The sequence below is a fragment of the Alkalihalobacterium elongatum genome (assembly GCF_019024285.1).
GTDB classification, from domain to species: Bacteria; Bacillota; Bacilli; order Bacillales; family Bacillaceae_F; genus Alkalihalobacterium; species Alkalihalobacterium elongatum.
Genome location: NZ_WMKZ01000006.1, coordinates 44,969 through 61,937 on the forward strand (window position 1 = coordinate 44,969; position 16,969 = coordinate 61,937).

Consider the following 16,969-nt stretch of genomic DNA (forward strand, 5'->3'; position numbering starts at 1 on the left):
GTAATCATGGACCGAAAAAAGGCAGAAAGTCTAGTAGGAAAACTAGTTATTATAAATGAGAACGAACAAGGACAATATATTGGAACACTCGAAGAAGTTATTACAGCACCTAGAAAACCGTGGCGAGGGTTAGTTAAGATCGTCTCTGTCGCAGCTCTACCAAAACCTACCTTTGAAAACGGTGTAGAACTTGGATTACCTCTTTATTCTGCAGAGGAAATAATTGAAGTAACAGGAACTAAAATAGCATCATACGAATCCGATGCTGCTGGTCTAACCTACAATGAAGGGCTAGAGCTAGCAATCATTAATGAACTAAACTATCATTCTAAGCAACAGAAAGAGCACTCCAAAATATATGATGCATTATCTGATTACCTACACGATGTAGCACCTTCACGCGCTGCAACGATCCTTAAGGATTTAACAGTAATCGATACAATTGAAAATGATAAAGAATATTTATACTATACACTTGAAAATAGAAATAACAATCCTGTTCTAGTCGAAGAAATTCATAAAAAGGAAGTTCCATTAGATGGTTGTCCGTTTGAATTTGAATTAAGAACTAGCCGTGGATGGGTAAAAGGTTCTTATTATTCAAATTGGGTATTTCAAGCTATATCTGGAAAAAAATATAAACTAAAAGCAGATAAAGTTCTACGTTTAAACAAAAAACACCTAGAGCCTTACGAATTATTATTAAATGAACTCGATAAACCTGCGCTGCAGTCATTTGAACACTTTTTGAAGACAAATAACTTATCTCATAAACAGGTCATAAACTGCCATAACTCATTAGTTGGGCAATTATTGTTTTCATCAGAACAAAAAGAGTTTATTGGTACAAATTTCATTACGTACAAAAACGATAACGAGATGATTATCATTCAACATCACTATGAACGTGTCTTAAATGTAGGTCTAGATACAGTTTACGATCGTTTTGAATTAACCTCTTCCACTGGACTACGTTCAATCGTAACCTATACAAACTCATTTACATCAGGGAAGTAGAAAAGCTGAAGCGGTCGTTAAGCGATGTAAGGACTGGAGCTCCTCCGTATGAGATAAAGGAAACACGGCGATCAACAGAGCCGATGTTGACTTATCGTAAGGAGGGGAGCGAAGTCCACTAGGCGCTGACCGCTGCAGCTAGACAATGAAAAGCGGAAGCGGTCGTCAAGCGACGTAGCTCTCTGGAGGAAACTAGATATAATAGTAAAAAGAAAGGAGTGATCAAAGATCACTCCTTTTTACTATGTGATAACCAAGCTAATAATGAAAGTCCTGTCTTATAATCGAGATCAACTACAGAAAAGGTTTTGCCGAATAAGCTAGACAGAACAGATAACTGAATCGTCGTTAAAGACCTATAACGTTGAATAGGAGAAGATACTAACTCCCCACTCTGAACTTTATTTTTCCTAATTAAAATAATGTTCTTTGATAATGTACGATACGTTAACGTTACTAAATTATTATTTAATGCTATAGCAGCATCACGGTATTGGAGATATCCCAATATGGAAAGCAGAACAAAAACTCCTGCAAAGTAAATTACTGCTGGGAACAAATACATGATGACACCAAATACTAAAAGCGGTAATAGTAGCACTCTCAACTGAAAGCGAAGAAAAGCACGTTTCGGGGCACGGACCAATACATCATTTATTGTATATCCTGTCAAAAAATTATCCAGTTCTTTGTTAATATCTCGATGTCTTATCAAGGGAAACAATACCGTTGATCGTTGCTCTTCATTTGTACCGCCACCTTTACTTTCAACATATACAGCACTATAACCAAATGGTTGCCGGAAAATGTTTCTAACCACTCTTACAGCAGTGACTCGATCAGTCTGTAAAGTGAGCTGTCTTTTTTCAAGTACACCCCTTGTAATTGTAAGCTCATTCCCAACCTTTTCAACAGAAAAATTACCATACTTGATTACTGTCAGGACAATTGAGATTAACCAAGCTATAGCTACAATAAATAAGCTATAGAGGAACACAATTACGAAAGATGTACCCGTAAAATATTCTATAAACTCATCAAATATCGTTATGGAAAAAAATTGCTCGATTTGTGGAAATAACGCTATTACAGCAGAAAGAACGATACCAATCCCACTTGAAGTCATTGATGCAATCAGTAACTCTTTTTTAGTGAGAAACCATCGATTAGCTTTTTCAACTTCTATCTCTTCTGTTTCACCAAGCTGTAAACTCATGTCAGTGGTGTTTGCTGTATTTTCCTTTTGTAAGAGATAATTCCGAATGTTCCTTCCTTCTTCTTTACTGACAGCAATTAAATGTACTTCAGGTTCGTTTCCACCGCCAGCTGTTTCAATTTTTACACTCACCAACGCAAATAATCGTTGTATTATCCCAGAGGTTAAATCAACACTTTGAACGCGCTCTAGACGAATATACCTTTTCTTCTTAACAAAAACGCCTTCTTTGACTCGTAGTTCACCCTCAAACCATTCGTAACGAAAGGTTAACCAGTATAAAGTGCTATGTAAAAGTGAAAAACCCATTAAGAAAAGGATAATATAAAAATACATTGATCCAAACAGCGTTGTATCTCTCGTCGTGCCAAAAATAAATCCGAAGAGTATAGGAACAATTAAATGTTTTAATGAGCTAAAAAAAGAAATGATTACTGCTGACCAATGCAGTCGATAGCTTTCATTATTCATCATCATCATCCGCCACAGAAGCTAATTTAACGATTTGATTTCGGAGTTCATCTGCAATAGATGTAGTTAACGCTGGTATACGATGGGTTGTGGCTGCTGTTGAAATTGTTACAGCAGCTAAATCAAACTTACGTAATAGCGGTCCTTGTTCAGTATCAACATGCTGAACTCTAATCATTGGAATAAGGGTTCTCCTCACAATAATGACACCGTATTGCAGTTCAACTTCCTCATCGTACACCTCATATTTAAATCTTTTCCAACGCAAATACGGAGCAACGATTACATGGACGACAATAAAAATAACAAATGCAAGAATGAGTATATATAACACCCACGGTGGCATTGGCCAATAAAACATCATAATACCGTACCCAATTGGGATTAAAGCGACAAATAGTGATTCTATACTTGCACGAATTCTCCAAACCGTTAACGCCTTTCTTGCGATAGATTTACTCGGAGTGGAACGCGTACTCATAAACTCGTGACTACTCATCGTCTGTGACATAAATAATTTTCACACCTAATGTCTTAAGTAATTCAATTACTTTTCTATTGAGCTCTTCATCATGCACTAACCCTAAAGATTCTACGAGCTCAAGTTCTTCTAAGTATCCTTCCTCAGCATCTTCAATTAACTCAATAATATCTTCTAATTTTTTTTCTTTTAATAGTTGATTTATCTCTTCTTTAGTCACTTAGCAAACCTCCCATTAACAATCCTGCTTTTATTTTAACGTGAATGCCCCATAAATTCATTTATTTTTATAAGTAGTTTGTACAAGTAACTGAGCTTTACAGCACTATTTGATACTTAAATATAAATGACTATTGTTCTTTTTTAGAGACCGCTTCAGTCATTTGCTTCCAGACGGATCCTTTAGCCTCCTCACCTTTTTCAATTCTCTCAATAGCCATATTTATTTGCATACTAACTTCAAATTCATTATCATTTTTAGCTTCCTTCAAAGCTGGTAATGCTTGCTCATCACCAACTTCATATAAGAACATCGCAGCACGCCACCGAACAAGTTTACTTTCATCTTTTAGCGCTTCTATCATGGCTTGAGTCGCTTCTTTATTACCAATGTCAGATAAACAATCCCCAGCTGTTCTTCTAACTGTAACTGATTTATCCTTTAACGCCTTATATAAGTATTGAAGTCCAGCATCCTCAAGCATTCCTAAATATACTGTAGCCTGCCTACGAATCGAAGCTTTTTCATCCTCCAATGCTTTTAAGAGAACAGGAAGGTCTTCTACAGTTGGATCCATACGGTCAAGCGCTTCATAACGTTTTTTCCAATCTGGATCATCTAACATCTCCAAAGTAGCCTTCTTATACAGATGTTGTTTATCTACTGGCTGCGCTGAATTTTGGTCATTTAATAATTGATTAATTCTATCTTCAGAATAGGCTGCTTCAATTTCTTCTGCAACTGTATTAGCCACTTCTTCTAATTCACCGTACCTTACATCTTGCTCAACCCATTTTCGCTCGAGTACTACATTATCGTTTTCAGACTGAACTTTTTGTAGGGCTGCCATAAAACGCTCTGGTAATCCTACACGCACTTCACGTTCACCATCTGTTACTTTCACTTGCATAGGGATTTGTTTAAACATTTGAAGCTGAACTCTAACTTCTCCAAATGATTGTTCATTGTCCTGCATGACATGCCCTTCTTTTGTATTTTCAGCTGTTTCACCGAATACTGCACGCACTTTTGGCAAGATAACTTTCCAATCAAATTTTGCATTTCTTTCTAATGCAATAAAATCTGCTACATGGTAAACTCCTTTTATTCCCTCAACCGTGAATAACTGTTGAATAAATTCGGGTGCGTCTTGAGCGTTTTCCTTCGTGTAATTATTTCTCTTACCTGCTGATAGTGACTCTGAAAGTATTAATTTCATTGTATTTGGACTTGGAGTTGGTTCAATTGTTTTTATATACATGACACTCATCCTCTCACGGCTATATTTATTATTATGCTACCATATCAGTTCGATCTGTACTAAAAATGTGCTTTTCAGCATCCTATTTATAGGTTTGTTCTAAGTATAAATAGAGGCCGTGTCAATAGAACCTCTATTAACACAGCCTACAGCACTTTTGAAAGTCCATTCATGATCTCAATGAATGTTGCTCGATCATCAAATGTCTCTACTAATTCGAATTTCTCATCAAGTATTATTGTAGTAGGTACACCTTTACATTGAAAAAGATCGTAAATTTTTGTACCTTCGTCTAATAACACAGGAAATTGAAACTGATTTTGTTCGACATAATTAATGCCATCTTGCTCATTTCCTTCACGTCCTACAGCATTGATCGTAACAAATCCTAATTCACCCTTGTTCATTGTCTGAAATAGTTGATTTTTTTGGATAAGGTCTCTCTGTGAGTCTGGGCACCAGGACGTCCAAAACGTAATCATACATGGTTTTCCTTTATATTCTGATAAACAGATCTTACGTTGTTTCTGAAAATCGAATAATTGAATACTTGAAATATCCATGTCATTTTACGCTTTAACAGTGAGCGTTATAAGCAGTTGTTAGATTAGCAACAATACTTTCAACCGACTGATCTTCAATTTGCTCTCTCGGAATGAAATGTACAATTTCTTTACCTTTGAATAAAGCCATAGACGGTGAAGAAGGTTCATAACCTGTAATATACTCACGCATTTTTGCAGTTGCCTCACGGTCTTGTCCTGCAAAAACAGTTACGATATGGTCTGGTTTCTTCTCATTATTTTGCGATACAACAGCTGCAGGGCGTGCTAGGCCAGCTGCACAACCACAAACAGAGTTAATAACCACTAGAGTTGTGCCTTCCACTTTTTCCATAAAATCTTCCACTTCTTCTACAGTTGTTAACTCAGTAAATCCCGCATTTGTTAATTCAGCTCGCATAGGTTGAACAACCTGACGCATGTATTCTTCATAAGACATTGACATATATCTTTCCCCTTCCAAAATTGAATGTTAAAAAGTAAAGCTATAGTTTCTTTTCCTAAAACTTTATTTAAGCACTTTTTAAACGATTCCATCATTTACATACAAAATAATCATACTATAGTGAAAACATTTAAATCAAATTAAATCACTATACTTCACACTATCTTTTAATACTGTTCAAGAATTTTATTCAAATGCTCAATAGAACGAAAGGCGTATATTTCTTCTACAATTTCTCCGTGTTTCAAGATTAATAAAAGCGGGACACTCTTAATTTTTAATGACTGTGCAACATCAGGAACTCCATTAATGTTACATTTATTAATTTGTAAAGTTGGACATAAGTCAGATAAAATCACACCTAACATTTTCGTTGCCAGCTTACAAGTACCACAAAAAGGAGAATAAAAGTATATAAAAGATACCCCTACTTGACTTCCTAACATTTGAATTAATTGATGTCTTGATATTTCTCTCATAAAACCACCTCAATCAAAATGGGAAGAAAAAAGGAATAGCAAACAACATAACTATAAATAAAAGCAGTTGAAGCGGTACACCTATTTTTACAAAATCACTAAATTTATATCCTCCGGCAGTCATAACCAGAGCATTAGTTGGTGAAGCAACAGGCGTTGCAAATGCCATGCTGGCAGCAATACTAACCGATAATAATAATGGATAAGGACTAACTTCCATATTAACAGCTGCGGTTACTGCAATTGGAGCAAATAAAACAGCTGTTGCTGTATTTGAAATAAATTGACTAAAAAACATCGTAGCTAAATAGAACCCTGCTAAAACGGCAAGTGGACCATATCCACCTAAAACCGAAACAAGTCCATCTGCTAAAAACTGTACTCCCCCTGTATTTTCAAGCGCTGTTGCCATTGGTAACATCGCTGCAATTAATATAACACTTTCCCAATTAATTCTTCCATACGCATCATCCATATTTCGTAAACAACCAGTAATAACCATTAGAACAGCAGCAAGGATTACAGCTGTTACTGCTGGTACAATTTCAAACGTCATTAAGATTAACATCAAGAGCATGATAGCTCCAGCAACTGGTGCTTTCCCACTTGCTGCTGCCATACTCGCCTGCTCCTGTGGTTGTCCAACCACAACTACATCCTGGGTTTCCTTCGCCAACAACTCAATATCTGCCCAAGCACCTTGCACGAGAAGGGCATCACCAAAACGTAGTTTTACATTTGACATATTATCTAACACATACTGCCCTTTTCGGTTTATACCGATAATATTTAAATTGTACTTTTCTCTAAATGCTAGTTTTTGTATCGTTGAATTAATTAATCTAGAATGTGGCGTCAAGAGCACCTCAGCTATTCCCAGCTCTCTAGATACTAGCTTTTCGGCATCAGCCTGGTTCCCTGAACTTAATTTCAACCCATAATCTGTACATAATTTTTCAATAGTTTCTTGAGCTCCTTGTAAGTACAAAATATCTTGTTCGTGGATAATACTTTTAGGACCTGCCATTTGATGGTAAGTAACAGGTAATATTTTTGTACCATCTTTTGATTTACGTTGGATCTTTAAAACACAAAGTTGATAATTAGCAGGTAGTTTAATGTCAGCTAACTTTCTATTGGCCATAGGAGACCCTTGAAGAACTCTCACCATATATAGCTTATCACTGATTTGATAACTTTTTGCCATCTCCGTAGGACTTAGCGTACCATCCCGCCGTTCCCGTTCATTTTTATTTTCTTTTGGTAATAAGATCGGTCCAAAAATCACAAGAAAGAAAATACCTGTTACGAAAGCCACCAAACCCAATGGTGTAAAATCAAAAAAAGATAATCGTTCATATCCGTAGTCCGCTAACATTTGACTTACAATTAAATTCGGGGGTGTACCAATTAATGTTAGAACTCCTCCAAGGCTACTCGCAAAAGCTAACGGAATTAAAAATTTAGCAGGACTCGTTTTCATGCTCATAGCTAAACTAACGACAACAGGTAGTAAAACAGCAACTGTTCCTGTGTTGCTCATAAACCCACTTAAGACCCCGACAATAACCATCAGTAGGATAAGCAACCGTAGTTCACTGTTTCCAGAAGCTCTCATTAAAAGGTGTCCAGCTTGACTAGCAAGACCTGTTCGGAAAATTCCTCCTCCGACAATAAAAAGGCCAGCGATCATAATTACAACTGAGTTAGAAAAACCATTTAAGGCATCCTGTGTAGAAATGATACCTGTTAAAACGAGTGTTAACAAAGATAATAGTGCGACTAAGTCTGTACGAATATTTCCAATCATAAAAAACAAAGTCGTAAGCGCTAAAATCGTAAACGTTAGAATTAATTCTGGCTCCACTGACGCCACCTCAAAAAGAATAGAGTCTAACTTCATTCTTTAAGTCAGACTCAAGTTTTTTTATTTAGTTTATTTTTATACGAGTACGTTTTCTTTTAATACTTCGTTAGCTTTCAATAGGGCTGCTCCTTTTTTAATTTCAGCCCCTTCTTCTAAAAGAATGTCTTCTAAGGCACTGATCATGAGCGTTACATTTGCTTGTTTAGCGTTGTACCCCATCAATCCTATTCTCCATACTTTTCCTTTTAACTCCCCTAGGCCCCCACCAATTTCAAGATCGTATTTTTCTAGTAAACGCTTACGAACATTCGCATCATTTACACCTTCAGGAATACAAACGGAAGTTAATTGGTGAAGACGATATTTTTTATCAACTAATAATTTTAGCCCCATCGCTTCTAGGCCTTGTTGAAGAGCTTCTCCATATAACGCATGACGTGCGTACACATTTTCTAATCCCTCATTAACAATTAATCGTAAAGATTCACGCAAAGAGTATGCCATCGTAATTGGGGCAGTATGGTGGTAAGAGCGCTCTTCCCCCCAATAACTAACAATCATAGATAAATCTAAATACCAACTTTGAACTTTTGTTTTTCGTTTATTCATAACTTCTACAGCTCGATTACTCATCGTTACAGGAGCTAAACCAGGAGGTGCGCTTAAACATTTTTGTGTTCCACTATAAGCTGCATCAATTTTCAATTTATCAATTTCAGTTGGACAGCCGCCAAGCGATGTAACCATATCACAAACGAGCAAAGCATCCGTATTATGTACATAATTACTAATTTGCTCTAATGGTTGTTTAACGCCTGTTGACGTTTCTGCATGAACGACAGCGACGATTTTAGCATCAGGATGAGAAGTTAACGCTTCTTTTATTTTTTCTGGATCAATAATGTCTCCCCATGGCGCTTTAACTTGTACCACTGTTGCACCGCAACGCTCGGCAACATCAACCATACGAGTCCCAAACAGACCATTTACACCGACGATTACTTTATCGCCTGGCTCGACTAAATTTACAAAAACAGTCTCCATACCAGCACTACCAGTACCACTCATTGCAATCGTTAATTTATTATCTGTTTGGTAAACTTTTCTAAGTAAATCCATCGTTTCATTCATTATCGTTAAAAACGCGGGATCTAGATGTCCTAGCAATGGAGTTGACATTGCACGTAAAACGTGAGGGTGAACATTACTTGGTCCTGGCCCCATTAATACTCGTTCTGGTGGAAATAATTCTGCTACCATTTGTTTCACACTCCTAAACATGATTTACTATTACAATACCATATTTTTAACATTTCTCCTCTTATTTCTTATGTGAATTTTGACTGTTTAACGTCAAATTGCAGTACCTAGCATTATGTAACTGTTTTTTGACTTCTATCCTATTGTTTATTCTTAGCACCTTTATACAAAACCTTTATTAACATTAAATGTTGATTTTGTCCCTAAGATTAATGATTATCAATAACATTGTTTAACACAGCTAGAACAAAAAGCTCGATACAGCATGCCAATGATTTCAACGATATATCTTTACACACAATAAAAAAATAAATAATCTGGGATATCGCCTACACATGTAAAAGATAACTAACATAACTTATTACTGTAAGATGAATTAATTTAAGGAGGTGCTTAGAATGGGACACACTTATGCAGGTGGTTTCACTCTAATTGTAGTATTGTTCATCTTGTTAATTATCGTTGGTGCAGCTTACACTTGGTAATAAGCAAAGCTTAGGTTCGATTTAGCCCCTGACATTCTCGTCTTAATGGGGCTAGGACCTAAAGCTAAATAATAATCGAAAGAACGTAACATCCATGAATTGGTGATAGAAAAAGAAAGAGGCTGATATCCATCAGCCTCTTCCTCATTTAATAGTCAGATCTTTGTAAAATCATTTGATTTTGCATTTGGCGAATGCGTTGCTGTGCCCTACCTAGCTGCTCGCGTTGTTCTGCAGTTGCACTTCTTGAGATCGCTTCAATCTCTTGATTAATGTCTTCTAATTGTTGCTGAGCGGTAGTGTAGTCAGCGTCATCTCCTTCTTGAACTTGCATGCCTAAATTTAATTGTTCTTGAGCTTGTTCGATTACCTCATTTGCTTTTAATAAATAAAAATCCACTTGTTGATGAATTGCCACACCATTTCCTCCTCTTTACAATCACAGTCAATAATCTTAATTTGTCTTTTTTTAGCCAGTTTTATTCGTGTTTATAAGAATGAGTTTATCGGTACTATGTACCTTTCAGGGTGCTTCTTAATTTTTTCTATGATTAACTACATGGCTTAGAATGCTAAAATAAGTGTTGTAATTAGCGAGTATAGTGCATTTGATGACTGTACCTATTCATTGGAACGGTATAAGGTATGTATATACGTATCGTACGCAATGTAGGTGTTTGAAAATATTTGTCGGGCCTCTTCTTCTAATATATTTGACTGACCTTCGTACCTAGCACTAATATGATTTAATATTAATGTTTTTACTTTCGCAGTACTTGCTACTTTTGCAGCATCATACGCAGTAGAATGACCATATTGATGAGCCATTTCCTCGTTTTCCTTGCTAAAAGTCGCCTCGTGAATGAGTATATTTGCAGATGACGCTAGAGTTACAGAAGCTTCACAGGGCTTTGTATCGCCTAATACCGCAACAATCCTACCATTAATGTCGGGCCCTACATAATCAGCACCATCTATCCATTCTCCAGTATTTAACTGAACTCTTTCTTTCGCTTTTATTCTTTTATAGATAGGTCCAGGTGTAATTCCTTTTTTCTGTAATTTTTCTACTAACAATTCTCCACTTTGGGACTTTTCTTCTATACGAAACCCAAAAGTGGTCATAACGTGATCTAAGTAGAGACATCGCACTATAAAGTCTTCCTCTTCAAAGACAACACCCTCTTCAAGTTCTTGAATGTTTAATGGATAAAGCAAGGTTGTGTTTGAAATAGAGAGACTCTGTTCTATAAACCTTTTTATTCCCTTAGGACCATAGATAGTAAGAGATGTTTTTCCACCTTGGAAGGATCTACTACCAAGTAGTCCAGGTAAACCAAATATATGATCTCCATGTAGATGGGTAATAAAAATTTTTTCAAGCCTACTCAATTTAAGCGATGATCGTAATATTTGCTGCTGTGTACCTTCTCCACAATCCACCATCCATAAAATTCCATTACGCTGTAAAAAACGGATGACAAGTGAACTAACATTTCGTTTGGTCGATGGCACCCCTGCCCCTGTTCCCAAAAAGTGAAATTCCAACTATTTTCCCTCCAACAGGTAGTTTATTTGGAACTAATATTACCACAGGATTTGTTTTAGTAACAAAGTATGAAGACAAACTTATCTTGTTCTAACGATAGTTAATCCTCATAGAATAGCCATTAAAGTGAAATTTTCACAATCGTGTTTAAAGCTTCACACATGGAAATGGTAAAGTTAGTTTTGGAATTTTTGTCATCATTCATAGAGTTTACTTGAGATAAACTTTGGAACTCAAATATCCAAACAAAAAACAACTTAGGAGGAAGATGATGGCTTTTTTACAACAAGCAACTGGAAAACTTTTGGCGTCTTCAGTCATTTTAAGTTCAGTAATGAATTTAGGTGTTAATGAAAAAACTTTTTCAGCTGAACCGAATTTAATTGCCCAAGAAAAAGTTTCCCAGAACTTCCCAACATTACTTTTTGGTCAAGAGGATGAATCTGTTGTACAACTACAGGTTTTCTTATCTACCTTTAACTACTATACTGGAAAAGTTGATGGGTTATATGGGATACTTACAAAACAAGCGGTGAGGAACTACCAAAGATCTCATTCATTAAAGGCTGATGGAATTGCGGGGAAGAAAACATTAAATCATCTATACCATGACAATACAGACGTTTACAACACTATTAATTATAAGAACATGAGTAACTCGGATACATATATTGAAGGTGCCAACGATGTTACATCAGTACTTCTTTCGGCAGAACCTTCGAAAACATTAACCAAAATATCTGAACTTTCTTCAGACCTCACACTAAAAATGGGGGATAAAGGTAAAGCAGTCATACTTATTCAAGAAAAGCTCTCAAAATTAGGTTATCATGAACACATTGATGGGATTTACGGACCTAAGACAAAATTGGCAATTACACACTATCAAAAAGCTCATCAACTAACTGCTGACGGTATAGCTGGACCAGAAACGATAAAGCATATAAATGCTGAGAAGGAGAAAAAAACTTATCTCGCATATAAAAGGACATTGCAACAGAGCCCAACACAACCTAGTGAAAGCGAACCAAATGTTATAACTTTAGAAAATAATACAATACAAGTTGAAAGTACTGTAAGTTCTAATGAAAGTACTACAAATGTTGACGTAGACAATGAGACCGACACCTCACATACAGAATTAAATGAAGTTGAAGAATCAAAAGTAGCAACAGCTAATTCTTCTGTTATTTCTACAGCTAAGTCCTTAATAGGAACACCTTACAAGTGGGGGGGAACTTCAAGGTCTGGTTTTGATTGTAGTGGCTATTTACAATATGTATATAAACAACACGGTAAATCTATCCCTCGAACTACTTCTGCCATTTGGGGTGCTAGTTCTTCAACTTCAAACCCACAACCAGGTGATCTTGTCTTTTTTACAACTTATAAGTCTGGTCCTTCACATGTTGGAATCTATCTTGGTAGCCAACAATTTGTTCACGCAAGTTCTTCGTCTGGGGTAACAATAAGTAGTATAGACGGATCTTACTGGGATTCCCGTTACCTAGGTGCACGAACACTCAACTAAAAGCAGGAGCCCTAAACATAGAAGAGCGGAAGTTCGACAATGAAGTCACTTCCGCTTTTTAATCATTTCATTCATGTACTTGTGATGAAATATTAGTTGAAAACTGGGACTCCTCTTCCTGAACTTGCTTTGCATTAATTGGACTCTTTTTGTAACGTCCAATAATAGAGCTTGCAATAAATATTGCACCTACTGAAAGTAATGCATTGGACCAGCCAACTAAGATCCCTGCTAGAAAAATGATAAGGAAATCACTAGCAAAAATGGTATAACCACGATTAATCTCGAACTTCTGATCTAGATATAAAGCGAGAATGTGTATTCCTCCAAGGGAAGATCCATTATTTAACACCAGTGTTACTCCAATTCCAATGAATACTCCAGCTACAATGGTTGCAAACCAATCTGGAAAAGGTGTGACTTGGAAAATTTGGAACCATTCACTAATGAATGAAATTGCAGTAATGGAAATTAAACTTGAGATCGTAAACCTCATGCCAAGTTTTTGAATGGAAATAATAAAAAACGGTAAGTTTACTAGGAAAAATAAAATTCCCCATGACCAATTCGTCATAAAGTCTAAGATTGTTGCAACTCCTGCGGTACCACCAAAAGTAAAATGATGGATGGCTAATATTCTTAGCCCTAAAGAAGTTACAAACAACCCTATTATAATAAATAACCAACGTGTTATTAAATGGTTCAATGTTATTCTCTCCTTCTATGTATCTAATATTAACAATACGCAAATCTACTAAACTTTTCAATGCATATAGATGAATATTTATAAGTTAGAAAACTATAAATTTTCTAATTAATTACATTTACTTGACAAAATTGTGAAATTTGAAAGGAGTGTGATTTTTATCACAGTATGTTTTTACCCAGTCATTTAATATGTATTTAAAATACACGTTTATATATGGAGGGATCTTAATGTTTTGTCACCAATGTGAACAAACACCTACTGGCGGCTGTAAGATCGTTGGCGTTTGTGGAAAAAATGAAGATATTGCTAGCTTACAAGATACTATTGTTTTTGCTTTAAAAGGGATTGCTGCTTATGCAACTCATGCAAGACAATTGGGATATTCAGATCCAGAGGTTGATAAAGTAACACATGAAGCACTTTATATGACACTAACGAACTCAAACTTTAATATGCAGGAGCATATTGAGATGGCATTAAAAGTTGGGAATGCTGCTGTGAGGATCATGGAGCTTTTAGACCGAGCACACACAGATCGCCTAGGAATTCCACAGCCCATTACTGTCAGTCAAAACAAAATTGAAGGAAAAGCCATTATTGTTACAGGCCACAACCTTCTCGCCCTTGAAGAGCTTTTAAAACAGTCTGAAGGTAAAGGGATAAACATATACACTCACTCTGAAATGTTACCAGCACACGGTTATCCAGAGCTTAAGAAATACTCTCATTTAAAAGGTAACATCGGTAAAGCTTGGTTTGATCAACGCCGATTATTCGAGAAATTTCCAGGCGCTATCCTCGCAACTACAAACTGTGTAATGCCGATAAAGGGTAGTTATTCGGACCGTTTTTATTCATATGATATTGCTGGGTTAGAAGGTGTTCATAAAATTGAGAATGACGACTTCTCTGACTTAATTGAAAAAGCATTGGAACTACCTAGTGCAAATGTAGACAGTGAAGACACATTAACAACTGGGTTTCACCATGAAACAGTTATCGGGTTGGCACCTGAGATAATAGATGCCGTTAAAGCTGGACAAATAAAACGCTTCTTCGTAATCGCTGGGTGTGATGCACCTGGTCCTGGCGGTAATTATTATCGGGAACTAGCTACCTCGCTTCCAAACGATACAGTTATATTAACGACGTCCTGTGGAAAATTCCGCTTTAATGATGTTGAATACGGAACAATACCAGGTACTAGTATCCCTAGATTTGTCGACTTAGGTCAGTGCAATAACTCTGTTTCTACTGTTAAAATTGCGATGGCTCTAGCAGATGCGTTTGGCTGTGAGGTTAATGAATTACCTGTAAGCATCGTACTATCATGGTTTGAACAAAAAGCTGTCGCTATCCTACTAGGTCTCTTTAGTCTAGGCATTAAAGACATTCGTATCGGTCCCAAGCCACCAGAATTTATTACACCAGGTGTGTTAAACGTACTCCAAGAAGCATTCAACCTACAACTCATCACTAACGCAAAAGATGATATGGAAAGCATGCTAGCCCTCAATTAATTGCGGATTAGTCAAAAAAAAGAAAGGTGCCTGGCACCTTTCTTTTTTTTGAAAAGTTTTTTTCGTTGTTTGTAGTAGACAGCTTTAGATTTTACTTATCAATTATATAAGTAAATTAAACAAGCTTTCATTTTTATTAATTTCATCGTAATCAAAGCCTTTTTTATTTAGTCGATCGATAAATAAGTGATAATCTTCATCCCTTTTTAATTCAATCCCGACTAAAGCAGGACCATTTGCTTTATTATTTTTCTTCGTATACTCAAACCTTGTAATATCATCATCTGGTCCCAAAACGTCTTCAATAAATTCACGAAGAGCACCAGCTCGTTGCGGGAACTGAATGATAAAGTAATGTTGTAAACCTTCATAAATCAATGAACGTTCCCTCATTTCCTGCATTCTACCGATATCGTTGTTTCCGCCACTCACTATACATACGACCGTTTTTCCTTTTATTTCATCTTTATAAAAATCAAGTGCTGAAATCGGCATTGCCCCTGCTGGTTCAGCTACAATTGCGTTTTGGTTGTAAAGCTCTAGGATCGTTGTACAGATTTTTCCTTCTGGAACTAAAACAATATCATCTAATACATGCTGGCAAATTTCAAATGGAAGCTGCCCTACTTTTTTAACAGCTGCTCCGTCTACGAATTTGTCGATTTTTTCAAGCTCTACGACTTGACCAGCATCAATTGAGTTTTTCATACCTGGTGCTCCTGCAGGCTCTGCCCCAATAATTTTCGTCTTAGGACTAATACTCTTAATGTACGTTCCTACACCAGATATTAACCCGCCCCCTCCAATTGAACTAAATAAGTAATCTATCTTCTCCTCGATATCATTCATAATCTCCATACCGACAGTTCCTTGCCCAGCTATAATTTTTTCCTGATCAAAGGGGTGAATAAATGCCATTTTATGTTCGGTACTATATTTCATCGCTTCATTAAAAGAGTCATCAAAGGTATCTCCGGTCAACATTACTTCGACATACTCTTTCCCAAAGAACTTTACTTGATCAACTTTTTGGCGGGGTGTAGTAGAGGGCATAAAAATTTTCCCTTTAATTTTTAACGTTCGACATGAGTAGGCTACACCTTGCGCATGATTTCCTGCACTTGCACATACAACACCATTTTCAAGCTCTTCTTTCGGATGGCTTTGAATTTGATAATAGGCCCCTCTTATTTTAAACGAGCGGACAACTTGTAAGTCCTCTCTTTTTAAATAAACATTACATTGATATCTTTCAGATAAAACTTGGTCCTTCTGTAAAGGCGTGTGAAATACTACATCCTTTAAAGTTTGATTAGCAATAATAATATCTTCTATATTAATTTTCCCCATCGTGTGTATCCCTTTCTGCAGTTAGAAATATTATTAGGTTGTCTACATAATCTATTGTCTAGCCCTTCATTATAGATAAAATACCTATAGGTACTGAGCAAACTAAATGATTGTTAGTACGAGGTTTAGACACTCTTTAGACAGCCTCTTGGCCGAACAAATATCCTTTAACATCTTATCATAAGTTCACCACTTTGAAAAATCTTTTCAAGGCAATTTATATTGCGAATCCCTTTGTAGAAAACTATAATGTAAATGTTGGTATCATTTGTAATGACAGCGTTGTTCTGTCATAATTATGTTTAAAAAGGGGTGGAACGAAAATGATCAAAAAGTTAACTATGCTTACAGCGTTCTTATTTACTGTACTGCTTATACCAGTTTCTTCTGTATTAGCTGCAGGAGGAGGAGAGGCTGCTGAAGGTGCTGCTGAACCATCTGGTTTAATCCTGACTTCATTAGCAATTCTTTCTTTTGTTACATTGGTTTATATGATTTTTCTTAACCTTACAGATCACAATTAATTTTCTTCCTTACATAAAGGA

The 16,969-nt window shown here is 36.3% G+C and carries 18 protein-coding genes; 5 read left to right on the forward strand and 13 right to left on the reverse strand.

Annotated elements, in window-relative coordinates; all coding sequences use genetic code 11:
• Positions 1-6: 6 nt before the first annotated feature.
• A complete protein-coding gene (locus tag GKP30_RS09430; RefSeq protein ID WP_216829183.1) occupies positions 7-1,017 on the forward strand; it encodes a DUF2777 family protein in 1,011 nt (336 codons plus the stop codon).
• Between the two features lie 229 nt (positions 1,018-1,246).
• On the opposite strand, the gene GKP30_RS09435 is transcribed toward GKP30_RS09430, so the two are convergent.
• The 9 genes from GKP30_RS09435 to GKP30_RS09475 all read right to left on the reverse strand — a co-directional run bounded on the left by GKP30_RS09435 (position 1,247) and on the right by GKP30_RS09475 (position 9,280).
• The gene (locus GKP30_RS09435; RefSeq protein WP_216829184.1) at positions 1,247-2,707 is read right to left on the reverse strand and encodes a PH domain-containing protein; all 1,461 of its coding nucleotides are present in this window, start codon (positions 2,705-2,707) and stop codon (positions 1,247-1,249) included.
• Positions 2,697-3,215: a PH domain-containing protein gene (locus GKP30_RS09440; RefSeq protein ID WP_236034995.1), complete on the reverse strand. Its 519-nt coding sequence runs from the start codon at positions 3,213-3,215 to the stop codon at positions 2,697-2,699. The genes GKP30_RS09435 and GKP30_RS09440 overlap by 11 nt, the downstream gene beginning before the upstream one ends.
• Positions 3,196-3,405 carry a hypothetical protein gene (locus GKP30_RS09445; protein WP_216829185.1) on the reverse strand — a complete coding sequence of 70 codons (210 nt, stop codon included), beginning with the start codon at positions 3,403-3,405 and terminating at the stop codon, positions 3,196-3,198. Before GKP30_RS09445 ends, GKP30_RS09440 begins: the two co-directional genes overlap by 20 nt.
• Positions 3,406-3,535: 130 nt before the next feature.
• Positions 3,536-4,666, reverse strand: a complete 1,131-nt coding sequence (locus GKP30_RS09450; protein ID WP_216829186.1) for a conserved virulence factor C family protein — start codon at positions 4,664-4,666, stop codon at positions 3,536-3,538.
• Positions 4,667-4,812: 146 nt separating this feature from the next.
• Positions 4,813-5,229 (reverse strand): TlpA disulfide reductase family protein, encoded by a 417-nt coding sequence (locus tag GKP30_RS09455; protein ID WP_216829187.1) that lies wholly within the window; start codon positions 5,227-5,229, stop codon positions 4,813-4,815.
• A 13-nt stretch (positions 5,230-5,242) separates the two neighbouring features.
• On the reverse strand, positions 5,243-5,674 hold the full coding sequence (locus GKP30_RS09460; RefSeq protein ID WP_216829188.1) for a BrxA/BrxB family bacilliredoxin: 432 nt from the start codon (positions 5,672-5,674) through the stop codon (positions 5,243-5,245).
• A 167-nt stretch (positions 5,675-5,841) separates the two neighbouring features.
• Positions 5,842-6,153, reverse strand: coding sequence for a thioredoxin family protein (locus tag GKP30_RS09465; RefSeq protein ID WP_216829189.1), 312 nt, complete (start codon positions 6,151-6,153; stop codon positions 5,842-5,844).
• 13 nt (positions 6,154-6,166) lie between these two features.
• Positions 6,167-8,020: an SLC13 family permease gene (locus tag GKP30_RS09470; protein ID WP_216829190.1), complete on the reverse strand. Its 1,854-nt coding sequence runs from the start codon at positions 8,018-8,020 to the stop codon at positions 6,167-6,169.
• A 75-nt stretch (positions 8,021-8,095) separates the two neighbouring features.
• Positions 8,096-9,280: a pyridoxal-phosphate-dependent aminotransferase family protein gene (locus GKP30_RS09475; RefSeq protein WP_216829191.1), complete on the reverse strand. Its 1,185-nt coding sequence runs from the start codon at positions 9,278-9,280 to the stop codon at positions 8,096-8,098.
• Between the two features lie 398 nt (positions 9,281-9,678).
• Between GKP30_RS09475 and GKP30_RS09480 the strand changes: the two genes are divergently transcribed.
• Positions 9,679-9,765, forward strand: coding sequence for a YjcZ family sporulation protein (locus tag GKP30_RS09480; RefSeq protein WP_216829289.1), 87 nt, complete (start codon positions 9,679-9,681; stop codon positions 9,763-9,765).
• 148 nt (positions 9,766-9,913) lie between these two features.
• On the opposite strand, the gene GKP30_RS09485 is transcribed toward GKP30_RS09480, so the two are convergent.
• Together GKP30_RS09485 and rnz are read right to left on the reverse strand one after the other, a co-directional pair.
• Positions 9,914-10,183 carry a DUF2524 family protein gene (locus GKP30_RS09485; RefSeq protein WP_216829192.1) on the reverse strand — a complete coding sequence of 90 codons (270 nt, stop codon included), beginning with the start codon at positions 10,181-10,183 and terminating at the stop codon, positions 9,914-9,916.
• Positions 10,184-10,386: 203 nt separating this feature from the next.
• Positions 10,387-11,313: a ribonuclease Z gene (rnz, locus tag GKP30_RS09490; RefSeq protein ID WP_216829193.1), complete on the reverse strand. Its 927-nt coding sequence runs from the start codon at positions 11,311-11,313 to the stop codon at positions 10,387-10,389.
• Between the two features lie 272 nt (positions 11,314-11,585).
• Between rnz and GKP30_RS09495 the strand changes: the two genes are divergently transcribed.
• Positions 11,586-12,845, forward strand: a complete 1,260-nt coding sequence (locus GKP30_RS09495) for a C40 family peptidase (protein WP_216829194.1) — start codon at positions 11,586-11,588, stop codon at positions 12,843-12,845.
• Between the two features lie 67 nt (positions 12,846-12,912).
• Here the strand turns inward: GKP30_RS09495 and GKP30_RS09500 are convergent, their stop codons facing one another.
• A complete protein-coding gene (locus GKP30_RS09500; RefSeq protein ID WP_216829195.1) occupies positions 12,913-13,551 on the reverse strand; it encodes a YitT family protein in 639 nt (212 codons plus the stop codon).
• Positions 13,552-13,781: 230 nt separating this feature from the next.
• Between GKP30_RS09500 and hcp the strand changes: the two genes are divergently transcribed.
• On the forward strand, positions 13,782-15,074 hold the full coding sequence (gene hcp, locus GKP30_RS09505) for a hydroxylamine reductase (protein ID WP_216829196.1): 1,293 nt from the start codon (positions 13,782-13,784) through the stop codon (positions 15,072-15,074).
• A gap of 102 nt (positions 15,075-15,176) precedes the next feature.
• Here the strand turns inward: hcp and ilvA are convergent, their stop codons facing one another.
• Positions 15,177-16,424 carry a threonine ammonia-lyase IlvA gene (gene ilvA / locus GKP30_RS09510; RefSeq protein ID WP_216829197.1) on the reverse strand — a complete coding sequence of 416 codons (1,248 nt, stop codon included), beginning with the start codon at positions 16,422-16,424 and terminating at the stop codon, positions 15,177-15,179.
• A gap of 323 nt (positions 16,425-16,747) precedes the next feature.
• Here ilvA and GKP30_RS09515 point away from each other — a divergent pair, with 323 nt between their 5' ends.
• Positions 16,748-16,948 (forward strand): hypothetical protein, encoded by a 201-nt coding sequence (locus GKP30_RS09515; RefSeq protein ID WP_216829198.1) that lies wholly within the window; start codon positions 16,748-16,750, stop codon positions 16,946-16,948.
• The last annotated feature ends 21 nt before the right edge of the window (positions 16,949-16,969 follow it).